We start from the raw sequence: 21594 nt of genomic DNA, 5'->3' as shown, positions 1-21594 counted from the left end.
ACGAGAACGAGTCGTGCCGCACACCCGACGTCTCGGCACGAGAAGGACACCGCCCACCAAACCCGGTGCGACCACCGGGATTCAGCCAACAGGAGAGCTGATGATCATCGTCTCGCCGGACGCTCCCGGCTGCCACTCCTCGATCGCCGAAGCCGTGGACTCGGCGCCCGAAGGAGCAACGGTGCACGTCGCACCAGGGCAGTACGTGGCGAATCTGGCGCCGCGCAGGCCGGTCACGATCGTCGCCGAGGACGGGCCGGACACCGTCGAGATCAGCTCCGCGCGGGGACCGGTGATCTCGGCCGACACACCGACGAAACTCAGCGGACTGACCCTGCGCTCCACCGACCCCGACGCTCCCGTGGCCGTGGCCGGGTCGGACCGGTTGACGCTCACCGAGTGCCGGATCGAGGCGACCGGCTGGACAGCGGTCCACGGCCACGGAGTGGGCAGCCTGACGATGCGCGACTGCTCGGTGCGCAACTCCGAGGGCGCCGGAGTCGTGGTCACCTCCTCCGCCGGAAGCTCGATCGAGGGATGCACCTTCCCCGAACCCGGGACGTCGGGGATCGTGGCCGCCGAGCACGGGGCGCTCACGCTGCGCTCGTGCACCGTCGAACAGGCGGCGGGCAACGGACTGTGCCTGAACGGCAGCGGGCACATCGACGGCGAGGACATCACGATCGTCGGCGCGCGCAAGCCCGGGCTGGCCGTCGAGGAGCAGGCCTCGGCCACGCTGACCGGGCTGGCGGTGCGCGACAGTCGTGGCGTCGGCTGTTATCTCGCCACCGGCTCGAGCGTGGAGCTCACCGATTGTTCCGTCGAGGGGGCCGAGGCGGACGGACTGCTTATCGCCTCCACCGGCCACATCGCACTGGAGCGGTGCACCGTCGAACACAGCAACCACCACGGCATCCGGATCACCGAGGGGTCGGCCGGAATCGTCCGCGACTGCACGATCACGAGGGTGCGCGGCACGGGGGTCCTGGTCGAGGCGGAATCGAACACCGAATTCGAGCGGCTCACCGTGACCGAGTGCCAGGGGACGGGACTGAGCGCCACGAACGGCGCCACTCCTTCGGCGCGACGGCTGCGGGTCACCGGCTCCACGGGAGCGGCCGTGGAGATCACCAAGGGGGCGAAGGCCCGGCTGGACAACGTCGAGATCGAGCGGGCCGGTGACGTGGGCGTGCTCCTCGCCGACGAGGGGACGGCGACGGTCAACGGGTGCAGCGTGCGGGACACGAGCGGCTCCGGGGTGGTGGTGCTACGTGCGGCGGACGCCACGTTCGCCGGGTGCGACGTCCACCGTGCCGGAAACGAGGGAATGTACATCGGGGATCGGGGCGTGATCCGCCTGCACCGCTGCCGGGCTCGCTCCGGGCGGGCGTGCGGAGTGCGTGTCGAGCCCTCCGCACGCGCCGAGGTGTCCGAATCGGAGTTCGCCGAGAACGAGGCCGACGGCATCAGCGTGCGCTCGACGGAGACCGTGGTGCTGCGCGACTGCACGGCCACCGACAACCGTGGTGCGGGCCTGCGGCGCACCGTTCCTTCGGAGGCGTTGACAGTGGAGGGGTTCACCAGCACCGGAAACGGTTTCCCGGACGCGTACGGCCTCGCGAACGAGAGCTCCGACTCCCGCGCCAGCGGGAATACCGCCGAGGTCGCCGGCCCCGGGAGCGGCACTGCCGAGGCGGGCACCGAGCAGAGCAAGCCGATGCGGGAGCTGACCTCGCTGGTGGGGCTGGAGGGCGTCAAGCACGACGTCACCACGCTGGTGAACCTGAACAAGATGGCCAAGCGACGCCAGGAGGCCGGGCTGTCGGCGCCACCGATGAGCAGGCACCTGGTCTTCGCCGGAGCGCCCGGTACCGGCAAGACCACCGTGGCTCGGCTCTACGGCGCGGTGCTGGCCGAGCTGGGCGTGCTCGCCTCCGGACACCTGGTCGAGGTCTCACGCGCCGACCTGGTCGCCGACATCGTCGGCGGCACCGCGATCAAGACCACCGAGGAGTTCAACAAGGCGCTGGGCGGGGTGCTCTTCGTCGACGAGGCGTACACGCTGAGCTCCTCCTCCGGCGGATCCGGCCCGGACTTCGGCAAGGAAGCAGTGGACACCCTGGTCAAGCTGATGGAGGACCACAGGGACGAGGTGGTGGTGATCGCGGCGGGCTACTCCGCGGAGATGCGCGAGTTCATGGCCACTAACCCCGGGTTGGAGTCCCGTTTCAGCCGGACCATCGAGTTCACCAACTACACCGCCGAGGAACTGGTCACGATCGTGCGCCAGCAGTGTGCCGTGCACGACTACCAGCTCGACGAGAGCGCCGCCGAAGCGCTGGAGGAGCACTTCGAGAAACTGCCCAAGGACGGCACTTTCGGCAACGGCCGGACCGCGCGCAAGACCTTCGAGCGGATGGTCGACCACCAGGCCTCGCGATTGTCGGTCTCGCCGGACACCTCCACCGCCGATCTGACCCGGTTGCTGGCAGAGGACGTCGAGGCCGTCCGGGAAGGCGTGCCGGGGTGAGTCGGGCGAGTTGGCTCGAACTACCGCGGTCACGAGAGTTCGAAGGCAACACCGCCTCGGACCGGGAACGGCTCAGCCCGGGAAAAGCTCCCCGAGGCGGTGCAACGACTTCTCGATGGCGGCTCTGTTCCGCCGGGGGAACGGGCTCAACGAGATCAGCAGTGGAATCCGCGCGGTCGACCAGTCGAAGGTCTCGGTCACCTCGGTACGGTCCTCGACCGGGCGAAGCCGCCAGCGCCAGCGGTGACCGTTGAAGTGCCGCCACGCGATCAGGCGGTCCTGCTCGAACTCCACCACCGTGTTCAGGATCTTGTACGAGGCGCCCATCTTCATGTCCATGCCGAACTTCGAGCCGAGCTCGAGCCGCTGGGGTCCACCCTGCTGCGCCTGCAGCACCGTGCCCGAACCGTCGAGCAGCGAGTGCTGGGCCGGATCGGTGAGCAGCTCGAAGATCCTGTCCGGTGTGGTCGCGACCGTCCTGGTCGCCGACACCTGGCGTCCTACCATCCGGTAACCCTAATTCCCGAGCGACGAGCCGACAGTGGCGGCCCTCTCGTTTCATTCGGATTCCTAACGGCGCATCCCTCGTCGAGCGGAGGAAGGCACCCCCGGGGGCTTGTCGGTCATGTCCGGATCGGGGCTTCGCGGGAGGGCAAAGAACATAGCAGCCGGACCGTGCGGCTCTCGCGCGCTGGCGAGCCTACAGGCCTGCGAGAAAACCGGAGTCGATAACTGTGGCCGACCAGCTGTTGACTCCGTTCGTTTTCACTCGACAAAATCACGTCTTCACCCGTTCGGAGTAACCAGGAGAAACATGCGCACTCGAGTAGCGGCTGCCCAGATGATAGCCGCACTGGCCAGTATCGGAGCGGCCGCGGTACACGCCACTGTTGCCGTCGATCACTGGAGCTCGTGGTGGGGTTACGGTCTGCAGTTCGTCCTCGCCGCGATCGCGCAGCTCGGGTGGGGAATCACCGCTCTGCTTCGTGGCAACCGCGCTCTGCTCGGAATAGGCGTGGCAATGCAGGCTGTTCTCATCGGCGCGTGGGCCGTGACGCGTACGCTCGGCCAACCGATAGGCCCCGCGGTGGGCGTGGCGGAGCCGGTAGGTTTGTCCGGCACTCTGACGGTGCTGCTCGAGGTGATCGCCGTCGTGGGCGCTCTCGGCGCGTTGGCGGGTACGCGCGGCACTCCGGAAACTCGTGGTCGCTACATCGGCGGTGTGAGCACCGGAGGACTCGTCGTACTCGCGGCGACCTCGGTGGCGGTGCTGACGGCGATGAGCGGTGGCCATCACGGATCCGGCGGCCACCACGGTTCGGAAACCGGACACCACCAGGATTCCAAGGGCGAAACACCACGGCACGGGACGAGTGAGCACCACGAGCCAGCACCACCCGCTCCCGCCACGGGGTCGGCCTCCACCTCCCCGACGCCCTCGACAGCACACGAAGACGAGCACTCCCACCAGCACGGTTGACGCCCCGAGGAGCGTGCCCCGTGAACCGGAAATCGGACACCACCGCGGAAGGGCGGCCGGTGTGGCTGTCCGGACTCGTCATGGGGCACAGCCTCGGTGACGAATCACCGGTCGCGGAGAACCACGTACGGCGGGCCGGGCCCAGCATGCTTTCAGGCATCCCGGCCCGGCCTCCAGTCATGCCGGGCGACGTTCCGGGCCGCAGCCGGTCACTACCGGTACGGCATCCCCGGTAAGAAGCATCACCCGAGCTCGTCGCGGCGGCGACGATACTCCTCCTCGTCTATGTCACCGCGCGCGAACCGCTCATCGAGAATCCTGCGGGCCGAGGAGCGCTCGGACGAGTCCCCGCCACTCCACCGCACCGGCCCACGTCCGATGAACAGCATCGCGAGATAGGCGAACACCAGCAGCGCGATCACGAGCAGAACCGGCCAGACCCAGATCCACCCCATCATGTCCCCGTAACCCATCACCGCCCCCTCAAAACCAGGTCGGAGCACACCCCGTCAGCGCTCCACGGCACTTCCATCATGCGCCGAGCGGGACGGGGTGTGCACCCCTGTGGGCTAGGATGCCCTCCAGCCGGATCACGAGTAGCTGTATGAGGTCTGGCCGACTTTTAAGGCCCTCGACAGCCAGCGGAGCGTTGCGGTGTGACACCGGACGGGTCCTTCCGGTTCACCGGGCGAACGACTTGGCGGTTCTCATCCTGGCACCGCAAGACCCTCCCCCTCCGGCCACACCCAGGGGCAACAACCTTCCGAGCCGGGACATCCCCACGGGGCGATGACGACAGTGGCAACTGCGTCGAGCAGTGGCTGCTCGATCACGACGAGGAAACTGTGTCCGCGGTGGTACACGACCAGCGAGCCCCGCGGTTCAGCAGGGTTGGCCAGTGCGGGTCACGGGAGCACCGTTCCGGTCAGCCCGGGCAGAACGAGCCCTCCCCCGAGTCCCAGCCCGAGCGATCCGCACGCGGCCGTGTAGGCGCATGCAGCCGTCCAACGCCCGGCGCGGACCAGGGGAACGTGCTCGCCTCCCGGTACCGCGAGGAGGGCGGGAACCATCCACCGCAGATAGTAGAAGAGACTGATTACGGTGTTGACTACCGCGAGAACCGCCAACCAAGTGTATCCCCCGTCGACGGCAGCACTGAACACCTCGAGCTTGCCCAGGAAAACGGCCGTCGGAGGAGTGCCCACCAACCCCAGCAGGCTCAGCACCAGCACTCCTGCCAATGCGGGATGACTCCTGGCCATACCCCGGTAGTCGGCGATGCGCGTCGCCCCTGGGAATTCCGAGACCACGGCGAACGCGGCGATATTGGTCACCACGTAGCCGCCCGTGTAGAACAGCAACGCAGGCAGCGCCAACTCGCTGCGGGTCGCGACCGTGACGGCCAACATGATGTAGCCGACCTGACTGATCGTCGAATACGCGAGCAACCGCCGGACGGATTCCTGGAAGAACGCCGCCAGATTGCCGAGCGTCATGGACGCGCTCGCCAGAACCGCGATGAGCGAGGGCCAGTTCACAGTGGGAGGAACCACTTCCGACACCAGTCGGTAGACAGCTACCAGGCCGCCGACCTTGGGCACGGTCGTCACGAACGCGGCCACCGGCGCAGCAGCACCTTCGGTGACGTCCGGGACCCAGAAATGCGTGGGTACGGCGCCTATCTTGAACAGCAGACCGGCCAGCAGCAGCACCGTACCGGCAGCGACGATCGAGTGTGGAGCCTCGGGCAACGTCCGAACCAGCACCACGTAGCGGGTGGTCCTGCCCACGCCGTACAGCAGGGTCACGCCGGTGAGCATGGTGACCCCCAGCAACGCGCCCAAGAGGTAGTACTTCAGGCTCGCCTCCGTACCCGGCGCGTCCTTGCGGAACCCGGCCAACGCGTACAGCGGGATCGAGGCGAGCAGATAACCGGCGACGAGCAGCAACAGATCGGTCGCACCGGCCAGTACGATCGTTCCCAGCGCGGCGAGCAGCGACAGAACGTAGAACTCAGCTTTCCGGGGGTGGTTTCCCAGCGACTCCCCGGCCAACCAGATGACCAGCACGGTGCCCGACAGCACGAGGAGGCGGCTCGTGTGTGTGGTGACATCCAGCGCGTAGCTTCCTCCGAAGACCGTTTCCGGTACGCCTCCCCACGAGGACGCGGTCGCGACGAGTCCCACGACGCAGGCCAACGCAGCGAGTACTCCTACCGACCACTGCTTGGCCCGAGGCAACCAACTTCCCGCGAGCAGTCCGAGAACGGCGCCCGCGGCGAGTGCGAGTTCCGGGACGAGCGCTGTGAGCTTCGCGTTCATCGACCGACCACTCCGATCATACTGGTCACGGAGGGTTCGACGACGTCGAGCAGGAATCGTGGCAGCAAACCGATCACGACGGCGAGCACGAGCAACGGCAGCACGGAGAAGATCTCCCGCGATCGCAGGTCCTCGAAGCGCCGGGCACTTCCAGGTGTGTCCGGCAGTCGTTCGGCACCCAGGAACATGCGGTGGAAGGCCCGCAACAGCAGTCCGGCTGTGATCAGAATTCCGAGCAACGCCAGCGCGGTGGGGACCGAGGCCGAAGCGAGACTTCCGGTGAAGATCTGAAACTCCGCGACGAATCCGGACAGCCCGGGCAGTCCCAACGAACCGAAGGCGGCCAGGGCGGTCGCGCCAGCGAGTACCGGGGCGCGTCCGGCCAGTCCGGAGTAGGATCCCATGTCGTAGCTGGCACGACGATCGAACAGCACGCCGGCGATCAAGAACAGCGCTCCGGTCAACAGACCATGACTGACCATCTGCGTGACCGCCCCGGTCACCGCAAGCGAGCGAGCCTGTTCATCACCCTCGGCGATCAGCCCCGCCGCGCCGACCGCAAGCACGACATAGCCCATGTGATTGACGGAGGTGTAGGCGATCATGCGTTTGAAGTCCTCCTGGGCAAGGGCCACCAGCGCTCCGTAGAGGACGGAAACCACCCCGACGATCACTACGATCCAGGCGTACTCACGCCAGGACTGCGGCAGCAACGGCATAGCGATGCGGACGAAGCCGTAGGTACCCATCTTCAGCAGGACACCGGCGAGGATCACCGAGCCCGTGGCCGGGGCATCGGTGTGGGCGGGTGGCAACCAGGTGTGAAACGGCACGGTCGGAGTCTTGATCGCGAGTCCGAGCCCGATGGCCAGCAACACGACAGCGCCATAGGTCTCGCGACCGGCCAGCGGATTCGCTCGTGCGAGTTCGACGATGTCGAACGTGTGCGGTTCGGCCGCCAAGTACAGCCCGATGAATCCCAGCAGCAGCACCAAGGAGCCCACGAAGGTGTACAGGAAGAACTTCAGCGCCGACTTTCTCGCGTTTCCGTGCCCCCAGGCCGCGATGACGAAGTACATGCCCACGATCGACAGGTCGAAGTAGACGAAGAACAGGATCAGGTCCAGCGCCGTGAACAGTCCCAGACTCACCGTTTGCAGGCACAGGAAGAGCAGTACGAACGGTTTGGCACGCCGGAGGCGCCGCTGTGAATAGATCGCGCACGCGAGGAACAGAACGGCCGTGACCGCCACCAGGGGCAGGGCAAGGCCATCGATGCCGACGTGGTAGTCGATGCCGACGCTGGGCATCCAACGCAATCGTTGTTCGTAGGAGATCCCGCCGTCGGCGTCGAACCCGATCCACATCGCCACCACCAGGGCGAGATCCGCCGCGGCCGCGGCCCCCCAGCTCCAGGTGAACACCCGGTCACCGAGACGAGCGGGCACCGGGGCGAGTGCGGCAGCAGCCACCAACGGCAGGAACACGATCAGAGAGAGCACGTTCACCCCAGGACGACGAGGACAGCCAGCAGTGCGAGCGCCACAACGGCTTGGACGTAGTACTGGTGCAACTGACCGGTTTGGGGGCGCCGAGCGAGGGAGCCCAGCAGGCCCACTCCACCGGTCAACGCACCGATCGATCCGTCCAACCACGACTCAACGCGCCGGCCGACCAGCCGAGCGAGCCACAGGGCCGCTACGGGAACGGCCGACACGAGCCGATCGAGCACCCGGTCGTCGAACGCGGCCAGGGTACGTGCCGCCACCAGCACCGGCCGGACCAGCAGTATCCTCACCGCCCCCTCGACACCCAACCACTCCTGCCACCCCCGGTATCCGAGGAGCGGCGTAGGAATCCTCCACTCAGCCCACCAGCGGACCGACCCCGCGACGAGCAAGGTGGCCACAGTCGAAACCACCAACTGCCACAGTGCGGGAGAGGGATCGGCTTCCGGCCCGAGGAACACGTCCAAGGAGTGCGCCAGCGAGGGGATCCCGAGGACTCCCAGCAGAGCAGCGCCACCGGCCAGCACCCAGGAGGCGGATTCGGCGAGCGGCGACACCCGCCGAGTACCGACTCGCTCACGGTCCAAGGTGACCTCGGCGCGATCGGGGGCAGGGCGCCAAACCAGTAGGGCGGCCTTGACGGTGTAGACGGTGCTGAGCAACGCGGCTACGGTTCCCACCGCGTACAGGGCCGGTGCCTGCGCCAGGGCTGCGGCTAGAACTTCGTCCTTGGCCACCCACAACGACAACGGCGGTATTCCAGCCAGGCTCGCGGCGGCGAGCGTGAACGCGACTCCGATTCCACGGTATCGGCGGGCGGCACCGCGCAACTCGCGGAGATCCTTGGTCCCCAGTGCGATCAACCACGCGCCAGCCACCAGGAACAACGCGGACTTGGTGGCCGCGTGGGCGACCAGTTGGACAGTACCGCCGGTCAGACTGCCGACACCCGCCGCGAGTACCACGAACCCGAGCTGCGCCGAGGTGGACGCGGCCAGCAACTGCTTGAGGTCGCGCTGCGCGACGGCGACCAGCCCGAGCACGAACGCGGTGAACACGCCCGTCCACGCCACGACCGGCTCACCCCATCCGGAGGCCGCCAGCAACGCTTCCGAGCGCAACAGCAGATAGCCGCCCGCCGCGACCATGGTCGCGGAGTGCAGCAACGCCGAAACCGCGCTCGGTCCCGACATCGCGCGGGAGAGCCAGAAGTGGAACGGTAGCTGCGCGGACTTGCCCAGGGCCGCGACCACGATCCCGGCTGTGACCAGTTCCAACCACCCCTGTGAAACGTCCGGCAACGTGCCCAACGCCAGCGAACCGCTTCCACCGGCCAATGCGGCCCCCGCCGCCAGGTACAGCCCGAGGTCAGCGGCGCGGGTGGTCAAGAAGGCGATGTTTGCCGAGACGCTTCTTTCCGAATCACGCCACCAGAAACCGATCAACGCCCAGCTCGCGGCCCCCATGACCTCCCATCCCATCAGCAGGGTGGGGAGGTTGGAGGCGGTGACAGTCGTCAACATCGCTCCGGCGAACAGCAACATCAGCCCGGTGAACCGAGCACGCGATTCCCGGGCACCGAGCTCGGAGACGGCGTACAACAACACCACCGAGGTAATCGCGACTACAGTCACGATGAGAATCGCCGAGAGACCGTCCACCATCAGCGAGAGCCCCATACCGGCGAAAAACGGAAACGATGCTTCGGGCCTAGCGACTACCACGGAAACCCCGGTGATCAGGGTAACCGCCATCACGGCTGTCCCCACGGCCGTGGCGTACCGGTCGCCGCGACTACCGGAACAAGCCAGGAGCCCCCCGGAACCGAGCGGCACGGCGATCAGCGACCACAACAACGGGCTCATGCCACTACTCCCTGAGATCGGCGGCCATATCGGTCATGTCGACGTCCCGAGCCCGGAAGATCGCCGTGACCACCGCGAATCCGACCGCCATTTCCACGGCCATCACCACCATGAGCACGACGATGAGCACCTGCCCCTCGGCCACCGGAGCGACGTAGTACCAGAACGCGGCCGCCGCGACGATGAGCCCGTTGAACATGAGCTCCAAGCCCATCATCAACATCACCACGGACTGCTGCGACAGCGCGCCATACAACCCGATGGCCAGCAGACCCGAGCCGAGCAGCAGGAAAAGCTCTAGGTTCATCGGCGCACACCGCCCGGCACGGGATCGTCGGGACGCGCGCGCAGATCGTCGCCGAAGCGGTCGTAGCGCCCCCGGTGCGTAGCCAGCACAACGGTGGCCACGATGGTGGCGAACAGCACGAGCCCGAGCACCATCATCGTCAGCATCTGCGGTCCCATCAGGGACTCCCCCAGAGCCTTCGTCGTATCCGACGGCCGGCTGCCTCGCGATTCGGGCCAGTCGACGAGGAAAGTCCCTGTCGCCAGCACGACGAACGTACCCAGCGAAACGGACATCGCACCCGGCTTGTTGTGATACATGGCCATCGGCATCAATCCAGCCGGGTTCATCATGTACATGATCATGAACACGGCCATGATCACCATCTCCATGACCATCATGAGCACGATGACCACACCGAGGTAACTCAATCCGAGCAGCAGCACCTCGCAGGCGACGAACACGAAAGAAGCGAGCAGGGCGAAGGTCACGCGCGCCATCGAGTCCAAGCGAAACACCAGGAAGCCGAACACGACGGCTGACACTCCGAACAACCAGAACAGCACCGCCGTCAGCATCGTGTCCCCCTCTTGTCCGTAGTCATACGAGCACCACCAGCGCAACGAGCAGCGCCTGCAGAATGGTCAGTGGCAGTAACACCAACCAGGACACTTCGGTGAACCGTTCCATCCGGACGGTCGGGAAACGACGGCGCGACCACAGCAGGAAAGTCAAAACCAGCGCGGTCTTGACCAGCGTCCACAGCCATGCGGGCAGCAACGGGCCACGTCCGCCTCCGAGGAAGAGCGGAACCGCCATGCCGGCGGCGACCACGACCAGCAACCAACGTCCCGTCAGCAACACCAACCGGTCCACCCCGGAGAGCTCTGCGACGACGCCACCCGACAAATCCCTGCCCAGCGGTGCGTCGAAAGGTCCCCAGAATGCCATCGCCGCCGCGCTGATGAGGTACACCACGAATGCCACGGGCATCCAGACCACGAACCACAGCTCCGCCTGCGCATCGACGATGCCGCCGACGCGCAGCGTGCCCGCACCGGTTGCGGCCGTGATCAACGCGAACATGTGCGGAAGCTCATAGCACATCCCCTGCGCTACGAAACGGTAACCGCCTATGAGCGACAACGGCGAGTTCGGTCCCCATCCCGCTGTCCACAGTGCTGCCCATCCCAGGATTTCCATCGCGTTGAACCAAACGATCCCTACACCTGGATCGGCCGCCGCGAAACCGCCCAGCGGCAGCACCAGGGCCGCCAGCAACGCGGCCAGCGGCACGGTGACCACACCGGAACGCCACAGCACACCGTCGGCGGCCACGGTGGTACGCCGCTGCCCCACCAGCAGCCGCGCCACTTCGCGCCACGGGTCGGCCGCAGCGGCGGCGACCGACCTTCGCGCGTGCGCGACTCGAACCCCGACCGCGGCATCGGCGGCGAGTGCCAACAGCGCGAACGCGGTGAGCGCGAGCGGCAATACCAGCACCGCCCACCCAGTACCCTCAGTCATCGACGCCACCTGGCGACCCGACTTCGTCCGGGGAACGCCAGGGTTCCAGGCTGGCCACGATCAACCGCGCCGAAGCGAACTCGGTGCCCTCCAGGAGTTCGGGCAGCACCCGCTGCGGGGAAACGGGAACCGACCTATCCCCACTTCCCGGTCCGTCCAATGGCACCGATTCGATGGAATCGAGGTCGACGAGGAGCCGTTCCATCTCATTCAGCCACGCCGAACAGCGAGTGCTCACATCACCGACCACCGAATGCCGATGCTCGCCGAGCTCCGCTGTCAGCCACCGCCACGTCCTCGACCGACGAACACGGGTGATCAGCCGGAGCAACCGCCTCCTCACCCATGCGGACTCCGCGCCTTCGAGCAGGAAGTCGCGGAGGACGCCCGCCCGCATGGCAACGTCCAGCCAGCCGGCCACCGCGAACAACCTTCCCAGTGCGTCCAGCAACTCGACGAGGCGAATACGAGCCACACCTCCCGAGGTGATCTTCTCGCCTGTGCCCGCAGGCCACCACGGCCACCGCCAGAAATCCTCACCCACTCCCACCTCGTCCGGTGTGTCCACTTGAGCATGCTGGATAACATCTCCCTGCAACGTGGTGTGCACGACCAAACCGGCCGGCCAGTTGGGCAACAACGGCCCCAACGGAACATGCAGCCGATCCAGGGCGAGACCGTCACGATCCGTACCCCGGTCGGCCATCACCAGTCCATTCCGCACTTCCCCACCTCCGTCCTCGTGCTCGCCACCGCGGCTGAGGACGACGGAGGCGGTGTCGAGACGGTCACCGACCTCGTGCTCGCGAACCCGGACGAACGCACGGGGACGCGGAACCTGCCGCCAGATCCGTTCCACAGGTTCAGTGAAACGAGGGGTCAGGGGGCCTGCCACCACGACGAGGTCGGCGTCGGCTGGATTCAGGGCCATCGGCCACCCACGCCTCCGCGATTCGGCCTCAACGGCCACGCGCGACCGCGTGCCGCCGGGAGTCTCCAGGATCAGTACATGCGGTCTGCTCGCAGCAGCGCGTAGCAACCCATCCCTCAAACCCAACGCAGCACCCCTTCGCGCCACGCGTAAACCACCCCGGCGAGCAGAATCGCCAGGAAGACGAACATCTCGATCACGGCACTCGCGCCCTCGTCCGCGACTACCAGCGCCCACGGATACATGAACAGCATCTCCATCTCGAAGGCGAGATAGAGCATCGTCAGCGCGTACCAACGGACGTGGAACCGCGAGAAGGCGTGCTCAACCGACCTGTTGCCGGAGAGGAACGCCTCCACCGATTCCGCGGGTGCCCTCCTCACGGACCAGGCCACGAGGTACACCACACCCAGCAGTCCCAACCCCGACCCGAGCAGCAGCAGGGCGGTGACAAAACCATGCATCGCGAGCATGATCCCCTCGAAGCCCATGGTCCGCTCACCGAAAGCGTCACGCGAAAGAGGGAACAAGCGGTACTTTCACTTCACAACGCACCGAATCTCCACGGAGCGCCAATGGTGGACAATCGCCTCCCGGTTCCACCCCGAGAAGCCCTCGAGCCGCTCGGTGATCACGCGTGTGACTTACCCAGCGGTATTCCTTTATCGATGGAATTCGAGAGCGAGAGCCTCGCGCAACCCTCGGCAGCCGCCGAGCTCACCTCGGTAGGCCGCTACGGAAGCCGGTGAGATCTTCGGCGTCATCGAGCTGACCGGCCCCGCGCATCACCAAACGGAGCACTGCGGGGAAGAGCTCGCGGCGGATTCAGCCATGCCCGTTCACGGCACGACGATGCAGCTCCCGGACTTCCTCGGCAAGTCCGTCGATCGGCCCCTCCACCACCAAGTCGGGCACGATCTCGGTGATCGGCAGGGTGCGAACCGGCGGCGTGGCGGCCTCGAACTCGGTGAGCCACTCGGCCAGTTGCGCGCTCGAACTCACGTAGACGATGCGCCCCAGTCCTACCCAACCGTGCGCGGCCGCGCACATCGGACAGTGCTCGCCCGACGTGAACACGGTGGCCGCCGAGCGCTCCGCCGAGGTCAGGTTCGTCGCCGCCCACCGTGCCAGGGTGAACTCGGGATGCAGGGTCGGATCACCACCGGTGGCGACACGGTTGCGGTCCTCGGCGAGACGGCGCCCGTCGGAGGCCACCAGGACCGAGCCGAACGGCTCGTCGCCCGCCCGCAACGCCTCCTCCGCCAGCTCCACGCAACGACGCAACTGGTCCAGTTCGGCATCACCGGCCATGATTCGCCCCTCGGTCGCACTGGCATTCGGTATCCCCGGACCGACGACACTACCGCCCGTCGGTACTCCGGCGGGCGGCGCGTTGACCCGACACGCGGGGCTGACTAGAATATCCTCAATTTGGAATCAATATTCCGAATAGCGGAAAAATGCACCATATGAGTCACGGCCGCCGACGGGAACGACGTCTTCCCGCCGCCGGCGGGGTTCTTCCGTCATGCCAACGGCGCTGCGCACCAACGCGGGCCGGGCATGCGAAGTTCGAGCAGGACAGGAGCGGATCTTGAACGCACCGACGTACCACGCCCCGCAGGGAGGACTCCCGGCGCAGGACACCCTGCTCACCGACCGGGCCGTGGTCAAGGAAGCCTACACCGTCATCCCCCGCGGCGTGCTGCGCGACATCGTCACCAGCAACCTGCCCGGGTGGAACCGCACCCGGTCGTGGATCCTGGCCCGCCCCGTGGCCGGGTTCGCCACCACGTTCGCACAGTACGTCGTCGAGGTCTCCCCCGGCGGCGGCAGCGACGAACCGGAACCGGAGCGCGGCGTCGAGTCGGTGCTGTTCCTGCTCTCCGGCGCACTCACCCTCGTGCTCGCGGGCGAGACCCACGTCCTCTCCCCCGGCGGCTACGCCTACCTGCCCGCGGGCGCGGACTGGTCGGTGAGCAACGACTCCGAGGAGACGGCCAGCTTCCAGTGGGTCCGCAAGGCCTACGAGCCACTACCGGGACACCCGGTTCCCGAAGGCTTCACCGTGCAGGAGCAGGACGTCACCCCCACACCGATGCCCGACACCGACGGTGCGTGGACGACCACCCGATTCGTCGATCCCGACGACCTGTCCCACGACATGCACGTCAACATCGTCACGTTCGACCCCGGCGCCGTGATCCCCTTCGCCGAGACGCACGTGATGGAACACGGCATCTACGTCCTGGAGGGCAAAGCGGTCTACCGCCTCAACGACGACTGGGTCGAGGTCGAGGCCGGCGACTTCATGTGGCTGCGCGCCTTCTGCCCGCAGGCCTGCTACGCCGGTGGACCCGGCAAGTTCCGCTACCTGCTCTACAAGGACGTCAACCGCCAGATCAAACTCACCTGAGACTCCAGGAGCGCTGTGCCGGAACAGCGTTGCCGGAACCACCCGCCGAGAATGGCCGAACTCGACACCACACTGCTAGTGGTCGCGTCGGGTGACGAGGTGTGCGAGTGCGCTCAGCTCGTCGGTGCGGGCGGTGAGCTCGGCCGCGTCGAGATGGCTCAGAGCTCGAGTGAGCAGCCGGTCGGTCTCGGCATGGCTCCAGGTGCGCCCGCCCGCGGTGTCGACGAGGTCGGCGATGTCGGCCGGGTCGGTTTCCGAGCCCGAGGACTGGTGGTAGTGCGTGGTGAGTCGCTGTCCGGCGGGGGTGTCGGAGTTCAGCGCGAACACCACGGGCAGGGTCTTCTTCCGGGCGCGCAGGTCAGAATAGGCGGGCTTGCCGGTGGTGTCGGGATCACCCCAGATACCGAGCAGGTCGTCGACGTGCTGAAAGGCGAGCCCGAGAGCGTGGCCGAAGTGACGCAGCTGTTCGACCCGCCGCGGCTCGGCCCCCGCGAACAGGGCACCGAGTTCGCAGGCGGTTGCCAGCAGCGTGGCGGTTTTGGCTTCGGCCATACGTTGGCACTCGGCGACGTCGACATCACCACGCTGTTCGAAGGCCAGATCCGTGGCCTGGCCCTGAATCAGCTCCTGGACAGTGGTGTTGAGCAGTCGCACACCGGACAGGGCGGCCGGGTTCCCACTGTCGGCGAGCACCCCGGAAGCCAGTGAGAGCAGGGCATCGCCCGCCAGGATCGCCGCGTCGGAACCGAACACGGTCCAGGCCGTGGGCCGGTGACGGCGGGTGTCGTCGGTGTCGATGAGGTCGTCGTGCAGCAGTGAGAAGTTGTGCACGAGCTCGACGGAGACCGCGGCGGGCAGCGCCGCGTCGGCGCTGCCGCCCACGGACTCGGCGGCGAGCAGGACCAGCGCGGGGCGTAGTGCCTTGCCGCCCGAAGCATCGCTGGGACGACCGTGTTCATCGGTCCAACCGAACTGGTACCGAGCGATACGCCGCATGTCCTCGGGCAGCGTGTCCACCGCGGATCGCAGCGCGGGCTCCACGCTGCGGCGCGCGACGGTCAGGGCCTGGTATGCCTCCTGCTCCGGGACGGCGTGCGGAAACACATCGGGGGTGGCCATGTACGTGTTCCTCTCAACGCCCGATTTCGACGTTTTCCAACACGCCGAGCGCGTCCGGGGTGAGCACGGCGGCGGAGTAGTACGCACTGACCAGATAAGAGGTGACGGCCTTGTCGTTGATGCCCATGAACCGCACGTTGAGGCTCGGAGCGTACTCGTCGGGGATACCGGTTTGGTGCAACCCGACCACTCCTTGGTGTTCCTGCCCGGTTCGCATGACCAGGACCGAGCTGGTGTTGTTCTCGCTGATGGGGATCTTGTCGCAGGGCAGCAGCGGAACGCCACGCCAGGAGGTCACGCGGGTGCCGTGCACGTCGATGCTGTCCGGGTAGACGCCCTGACGGTTGCACTCGCGGCCGAACGCGGCGATGGTGCGCGGGTGGGCCAGGAAGAACTCGGACTTACGCCGCCGGGACAACAGCTCGTCGAAATCACCCGGGGTGGGCGGGCCACCTGAGGTCTGGATGCGTTGGCGCAGGTCGGCGTTGTGCAGCAGCCCGAACTCACGGTTGTTGACCAGGTCCGACTCCTGCTGCTCGCGCAGTTCCTCCACTGTGAGCCGGAGCTGTTGCTCGAGCTGGTTCATCGGCCGGCTGTAGAGGTCGTTGACCCGGGTGTGCACCCGCAGGATGGTTTGGGCGACACCGAGTTCGTACTCACGAGGACTGAGATCGTAGTCGACGAAAGTACCGGACAGCTCGGGCTCGCCCTCGTGGCCGGAGGTCAGCCGCACGGCTGCTTCGCCGTGCTTGTTGTGCTCGGGCAGGGCATGGCCGCGCACCCGGTCGAGGTGGCTACGCAGCGGTTCGGAGCGGTCGGTGAGCTCGTCCACGTCGCGGCGGGACAGCTGCAGCACGATGCACGGTGTGAGCGCGGTGGCCGTGGCGGGCCAGGTGTCCCCACCGCCGGTGAGGACGTGCTCGCCGAAATACTCGCCGTCGGCGAGCACGTCCCGCGACACCTCGTCACCGTAGGGCCCCGGAGTGCTGGTGTTGACCTTGCCGTGAGCCAGCAGTATCAGCTCGTCCGCGGAGCTACCGGCGGTGGTGATGCGCTCGCCCGGAGCGTAGTGGTGCTGGGTGAACCGCTCCGCCAGCGCCTCGAGCACCGTCTCGTCATCGAGATCACGCAGGGAGGCTATTTCGCGGAGTTCCGGCGGCAGGACGCGAACCCTGTCGCCGGTGTTGGAAAACGTCAGGCGGCCGTCCCCCAGCTCGTAGGTCAACCGCCGGTTGACCCGGTAGGAACCGCTGTTGGTTTCCACCCAGGGCAGCATGCGCAGCAGCCACCGAGGACTGATCGCCCGCATCTGCGGTGGGGTTTTCGTGGTGGTGGCCAGGTTTCGGGCCGCGGCCGTGCCCAGGCTGAGCTGTCCCCGCGCATCGGGTTGCGGCGCGTCGGACGCGCTCGAAGCGATCTCGGTCATGTGGCTCTACCCCTCGCGAATCGGGTCGGAATGCGGACAGCGGCGGCAGTCGTGGACCGCGTTCACCCGGCTTCGGGTGTACGACGAGCCGTGGTCTCTTTCGGCGCTGCGATGCGGGCCGCCGTTCCCAGGCCGGTGGGGCCCGCCAGGCGCTGCCGGGTCGTGAGCCCCCCTTCCGCTCGTGCGCTCCCGAGAGCGCTCCGGGAAGGCGGCGTCTCCACATCGGCAGCCCCCGGCTCGTGACGACGTCGCAGTTCGGCCTCGGTGTAGCGCACGCATCTGCGGTGCCACTCCAGAATTCCGGACATCCAGTCCTGCAGCCCCTCGGCGTGACCGATGAGCACCCGGCGGGCGGACTCGTCGAGTCCGAACTCCTCGAACACCCGAGGTAGCTGTTCGGCGAGGATCTGCTGGAACTGTCGCATCCGGGCGTTCATCACATCGGCCACTACGTCACGGGCCTGCCACCGGTCGATGTCGAGGAATCGCTCGACGACCAGGACCAGGTTGTGGACCTCCCCCTCGAACTCGATCTCCTTCTGGTAGGAGAACAAGTCGTTGGTCAGGCAGGCGTAGTCCTGCGCGGCGGTTTCCATCTCCCGGACCACGGTGCTCCGGTACACTTCGGCGGGCACGACGTCGAGATTCGACAGCCGGGACAGGCTCATCGTCATGTCCGAACCGAACGTCTTGCGGCGCATCTCGAGGTAGTCGACCGGATCCGGCACCCGGTGCTGGGCCTGGTTGGCCAGTTCCCACAACCAACTGGCGGTCATCTCCTCCACCGCGGTGCGGAACTGACGCCGCGCGGCGGTGGGCATGGGCCCGGCGGTACGTCGCCACAGATCGGCCAGCCCCCGCTCGATCGGATTGGTCGGCTCCGGTGTGGACTCGCCGTTCACGGGCATGAACGCCGACAACCGGTCGTTGCACGCCTTGGCCGCCGCCAGATTGCGGGTCGCCCCGAACACCACGGGAAAGTAGTCGTCGCCGTAGGTTCCCCAGGCCAGCCAGTCCGACGAGAGGTCGAGCTGTTCCGAGCTCGCGTCGGCGTGGATCATCGCCGCGCAGTGGGCGAAGTCGAAACCGATGAACCGGCGCTCGTCCCACACCCCGTGGGCTTCCACCCCGGGCACCGAGTCGAACATGCCCATCCGCCGGGCCCAGTCGACGCCGTGCTGACGGGCGTTGTCCAGGTGGGGACTCATCCGCACCGGGTACGGCATGTGCAGTTCCGGCAGTGTCAGATGCCCCACCGGCTGGAACGGGGTGTGGGACTGCTGCTGGGCCCGACGTCGCACGCCGGGCCGCAGCCGGGTGAACGCCCGGGCCGCCGAGGTTCCCAACCCGCTCGGACCGGTGAGGTCCGTGGCGGTGGGTGTCGTGGTGACGTTTTCGTTCATGTACCGGCTGGACTGGGTGTGCCACTCGTGCCCACCGGCCTGCCAATCCTGCAGCCCCTTGACGTAGGCCAGCACCCTGGCCCGCTCGTCCGGCCCCAGGGCGTGCTCGTCGCACAGCGCCGGCACCTCGGTCATCGCGGTGTTGTCGAACTGCTCCAGCCGGGAGGTCAGCAGGTCGTTGGTGAGCTCGGCGGCCCGCTGCGGGGTGGTGGAGAAGAAGGTCTCCATGACCAGCACACCGTTGTTGACCTCGCCTTCCTCCTGTGTCTCGCGCTGGTAGGAGAACAGGTCGTTGCGCAGGTGCACCCCGTCGGAGAACGTGTCGGTGAGCACCCGCATCGGCCTGCTCGCGGCGATCGCCGCCGGGATCTCGGCGCGAGCGGCGAGTTCGACGAGCCCGGCGGACCAGGGCGCCCCACCCACCTTGCGGCGCATCTCGATGTAGTCGACCGGGTTGGGCACCCGTCCCTGGTTGATGTTGGTCAGCTCCCACACGCAGTCCTCGAGCAGGTTGCGCGTGGCCTCGGCGAACCGGACGAGCCAATCGGCCGACATGATCGAGGTCGTGCGGGTCCACAGGTCGATCAGGCCCCACTCCACCGGATTCGCCGGCTCCGGTGGAGTCTCACCCGGATTCGTAGGCATGAACGCCGACAACCCGGCCAGGTACTTCCGGGCACCGGCGAGGTCGCCGGTGTGCTTGTAGTGCTCCAGGAAGTGGTCGTCGAAGTAGAACACCCACACGTACCAGTCGGTGACCAGATCCAGATCCGCGGCGGTGGCGTCCGGGTGGGTGTAGGCGCACAGCAGCGGGTAGTCGGCCGAGTCGAACGTGGCCTCGTCCCAGGCGAACGCCCCACTGCTGCCCGCCGTCCCTTCGGGGGTGACCATCTCCATCCGACGTGCCCACGCCGTGGAGTGCTCGCGCGTACGCTGCAGATGCGAGTTCAACCGGGCGGGCCAGGGCAGGTAGAACTCCGGGAGTTCGAACGGTTGGCTCGCCACGGGCTCAGCCTTCCCTGCCGGTCTCGACGTCGTCCAGCACCGCCAGCGCGTCCGGCACGAGCACCGCCGCCGAGTAGTAGGTGGAGACCAGGTACGAGATCAACGCCTTCTCGTTGATTCCCATGAACCGCACGGACAGGCCCGGCTCGTACTCGTCGGGAAGACCGGTCTGGTGCAGCCCGACCACGCCCTGGTTGGCCTCACCGGTACGCATCAGCATGATCGATGTGGTCCGGGTGCTGCTCATCGGCAGCTTGTTGCTCGGGAAGATCGGCACACCCCGCCAGGCGGGCACCTGGTGGCCACCGATGTCCACACTGGCCGGGTACAACCCGCGGCGACTGCACTCACGCCCGAACGCGGCGATGGCGCGCGGGTGCGCAAGGAAGAATCCGGGGTCCTTCCACACCAGCGACAGCAGTTCGTCCATGTCGTCCGGAGTGGGTGGGCCGGTGCGGGTGTGGATGCGCTGGCGCAGGTCGGCATTGGGCAGCAACCCGAACTCGGGGTTGGTGACCAGCTCCTTTTCCTGTTCCTCGCGCAGTTCCTGGATGGTCAGCCGAAGCTGCTGCTCGGTCTGGTCCATCGGCTCGTTGTACAGATCCGCGACCCGACTGTGCACTCGCAGCACGGTCTGGGCGACGCTGAGCTCGTACTCGCGAGGCTTGAGCTCGTAGTCGACGAACGTGCCGGGCAGCTCGGGTTCACCGGCGTGTCCGGAGGCCAGCGCGACCTCGGACTCACCGTCGGCGTTGTGCGCGCCCTGCGGAGCGTTCCGGACCTGCTCGAGGTGACTGCGCAGCGCATCGGAACGTTCCACCACCTCCTGGGCGGACCGGCGGGGAAGCGCCAGTACCGTGCACGGGGTCACGGCCTTGGCGGTGAACTGCCACGTGGCCTCGTCATCGGCCAGGAGCTGGCCACCGAAGTGTTCGCCACCGGCCAGCACTCCCAGCGTCGTCTGCTCCCCGTAGGGCCCGGTGCCGAGTTTGTTCACCTTGCCGTGCGCGACGAGTACGACCTCGTCGGTCGGGGTTCCCGCCTCGGCGATCACATCGCCCGGGGCGTACTCGCGCTGCTCGAACCGCTCGGCCAAGCCCTCCAGCACCGAGGTGTCGTCGAAGCCCCGCAGCGCGGGCAGCTCGCACAGCTCGCCAGGGATCACTCGCACCGTCGAACCGGTGTTGGAGAACGTCACCAGCCCGTCCCCGAGCTGGTAGGTCAGCCGCCGGTTCACCCGGTAGGAGCCACCCGTGGCCTGCACCCAGGGCAGCAGACGAAGCAACCACCGCGAGGTGATCGACTGCATCTGCGGCGGCGTCTTCGTCGTCGTGGACAGATTCCGCGCGGCCGCCGTGCCCAGGCTCAGCGGCGATTGTCCGTCCTCATTCTGCTGACCGGAGACCGGCTCCGTACCTGTCATCACACACCACCATTTCGACGCATGTCACATTCCTGTCCGCGTCGGATCAGTCAGTGCCCACGCACTGAAATCCCCCAGCGCGGTGTCGAGCGTGCCCTTGCTCAGCCGGTGGACGACCACAGCCGATCGCCCGATCAGGCGCACAACAGTCACCCGGACGAGGAAGCTAGTTGATCAAAGTGGCGCAACACAAGTCCTGTTCGGACAGCAGCTCGCACGAACGAGAACCCGACACGGTGAGCCACCTACGCCACGGTGAACAACTCGCTTCCCGCGCCCCACCGGGAAAAGATCGAAAACGTCTCAGGTGCGAGGAGAGGTGCGGATGACACCGACCGGCCGCGATCAGGTAAT

At 67.1% G+C, this 21594-nt stretch carries 18 protein-coding genes; 3 read left to right on the top strand and 15 right to left on the bottom strand.

The features are described from left to right. The first annotated feature begins 100 nt into the window (after window positions 1–100). The gene (locus tag BLR41_RS10680; protein WP_092627853.1) at window positions 101–2530 is read left to right on the top strand and encodes a right-handed parallel beta-helix repeat-containing protein; all 2430 of its coding nucleotides are present in this window, start codon (window positions 101–103) and stop codon (window positions 2528–2530) included. Between the two features lie 72 nt (window positions 2531–2602). Here the strand turns inward: BLR41_RS10680 and BLR41_RS10675 are convergent, their stop codons facing one another. Next, window positions 2603–3037: an SRPBCC family protein gene (locus BLR41_RS10675; protein WP_092627852.1), complete on the bottom strand. Its 435-nt coding sequence runs from the start codon at window positions 3035–3037 to the stop codon at window positions 2603–2605. Window positions 3038–3344: 307 nt separating this feature from the next. Here BLR41_RS10675 and BLR41_RS10670 point away from each other — a divergent pair, with 307 nt between their 5' ends. Continuing rightward, window positions 3345–4010, top strand: coding sequence for a hypothetical protein (locus BLR41_RS10670; protein ID WP_143013045.1), 666 nt, complete (start codon window positions 3345–3347; stop codon window positions 4008–4010). Window positions 4011–4252: 242 nt separating this feature from the next. Here BLR41_RS10670 and BLR41_RS10665 read toward each other — a convergent pair whose 3' ends face one another. The 10 genes from BLR41_RS10665 to BLR41_RS10620 form a co-directional block, all read right to left on the bottom strand. Beyond that, entirely contained in the window at window positions 4253–4483 is a 231-nt protein-coding gene (locus BLR41_RS10665) for an SHOCT domain-containing protein (RefSeq protein WP_092627850.1), read from the bottom strand. Window positions 4484–4915: 432 nt separating this feature from the next. Then, window positions 4916–6331 (bottom strand): NADH-quinone oxidoreductase subunit N, encoded by a 1416-nt coding sequence (locus BLR41_RS10660; protein WP_092627849.1) that lies wholly within the window; start codon window positions 6329–6331, stop codon window positions 4916–4918. Next, complete coding sequence (locus BLR41_RS10655; RefSeq protein WP_092627848.1) at window positions 6328–7833, bottom strand: NADH-quinone oxidoreductase subunit M; 1506 nt, start codon at window positions 7831–7833, stop codon at window positions 6328–6330. The genes BLR41_RS10660 and BLR41_RS10655 overlap by 4 nt, the downstream gene beginning before the upstream one ends. Window positions 7834–7835: 2 nt before the next feature. Further along, window positions 7836–9704 (bottom strand): NADH-quinone oxidoreductase subunit 5 family protein, encoded by a 1869-nt coding sequence (locus tag BLR41_RS10650; RefSeq protein ID WP_092627847.1) that lies wholly within the window; start codon window positions 9702–9704, stop codon window positions 7836–7838. 4 nt (window positions 9705–9708) lie between these two features. Beyond that, window positions 9709–10011 (bottom strand): NADH-quinone oxidoreductase subunit NuoK, encoded by a 303-nt coding sequence (locus BLR41_RS10645; RefSeq protein ID WP_092627846.1) that lies wholly within the window; start codon window positions 10009–10011, stop codon window positions 9709–9711. Beyond that, complete coding sequence (locus tag BLR41_RS10640; RefSeq protein WP_092627845.1) at window positions 10008–10568, bottom strand: NADH-quinone oxidoreductase subunit J; 561 nt, start codon at window positions 10566–10568, stop codon at window positions 10008–10010. The genes BLR41_RS10645 and BLR41_RS10640 overlap by 4 nt, the downstream gene beginning before the upstream one ends. A gap of 22 nt (window positions 10569–10590) precedes the next feature. After that, a complete protein-coding gene (locus BLR41_RS10635) occupies window positions 10591–11517 on the bottom strand; it encodes a complex I subunit 1 family protein (protein ID WP_092627935.1) in 927 nt (308 codons plus the stop codon). After that, entirely contained in the window at window positions 11510–12448 is a 939-nt protein-coding gene (locus BLR41_RS10630; protein WP_245694051.1) for a hypothetical protein, read from the bottom strand. The genes BLR41_RS10635 and BLR41_RS10630 overlap by 8 nt, the downstream gene beginning before the upstream one ends. Before the next feature lie 116 nt (window positions 12449–12564). After that, window positions 12565–12912, bottom strand: coding sequence for an NADH-quinone oxidoreductase subunit A (locus BLR41_RS10625; protein WP_092627934.1), 348 nt, complete (start codon window positions 12910–12912; stop codon window positions 12565–12567). A 361-nt stretch (window positions 12913–13273) separates the two neighbouring features. Then, on the bottom strand, window positions 13274–13759 hold the full coding sequence (locus tag BLR41_RS10620) for a nucleoside deaminase (RefSeq protein WP_092627843.1): 486 nt from the start codon (window positions 13757–13759) through the stop codon (window positions 13274–13276). 283 nt (window positions 13760–14042) lie between these two features. On the opposite strand from BLR41_RS10620, the gene BLR41_RS10615 reads away from it, so the two are divergent. Further along, window positions 14043–14864: a bifunctional allantoicase/(S)-ureidoglycine aminohydrolase gene (locus BLR41_RS10615; protein WP_092627842.1), complete on the top strand. Its 822-nt coding sequence runs from the start codon at window positions 14043–14045 to the stop codon at window positions 14862–14864. Window positions 14865–14939: 75 nt separating this feature from the next. On the opposite strand, the gene BLR41_RS10610 is transcribed toward BLR41_RS10615, so the two are convergent. The 4 genes from BLR41_RS10610 to BLR41_RS10595 all read right to left on the bottom strand — a co-directional run bounded on the left by BLR41_RS10610 (window position 14940) and on the right by BLR41_RS10595 (window position 21240). Further along, a complete protein-coding gene (locus tag BLR41_RS10610; RefSeq protein ID WP_092627841.1) occupies window positions 14940–15983 on the bottom strand; it encodes a family 2 encapsulin nanocompartment cargo protein polyprenyl transferase in 1044 nt (347 codons plus the stop codon). Window positions 15984–15996: 13 nt separating this feature from the next. Next, window positions 15997–17409 carry a family 2B encapsulin nanocompartment shell protein gene (locus BLR41_RS10605; RefSeq protein ID WP_092627840.1) on the bottom strand — a complete coding sequence of 471 codons (1413 nt, stop codon included), beginning with the start codon at window positions 17407–17409 and terminating at the stop codon, window positions 15997–15999. Window positions 17410–17471: 62 nt separating this feature from the next. Further along, entirely contained in the window at window positions 17472–19817 is a 2346-nt protein-coding gene (locus BLR41_RS10600; protein ID WP_092627839.1) for a family 2 encapsulin nanocompartment cargo protein terpene cyclase, read from the bottom strand. 4 nt (window positions 19818–19821) lie between these two features. Next, window positions 19822–21240 carry a family 2B encapsulin nanocompartment shell protein gene (locus tag BLR41_RS10595; RefSeq protein WP_092627838.1) on the bottom strand — a complete coding sequence of 473 codons (1419 nt, stop codon included), beginning with the start codon at window positions 21238–21240 and terminating at the stop codon, window positions 19822–19824. Between the last annotated feature and the right edge of the window lie 354 nt (window positions 21241–21594).

Origin of the sequence: Actinopolyspora mzabensis (genome assembly GCF_900101095.1) — a bacterium.
GTDB lineage: Bacteria > Actinomycetota > Actinomycetes > Mycobacteriales > Pseudonocardiaceae > Actinopolyspora > Actinopolyspora mzabensis.
This window is presented reverse-complemented; position numbering and strand designations above follow the sequence as displayed.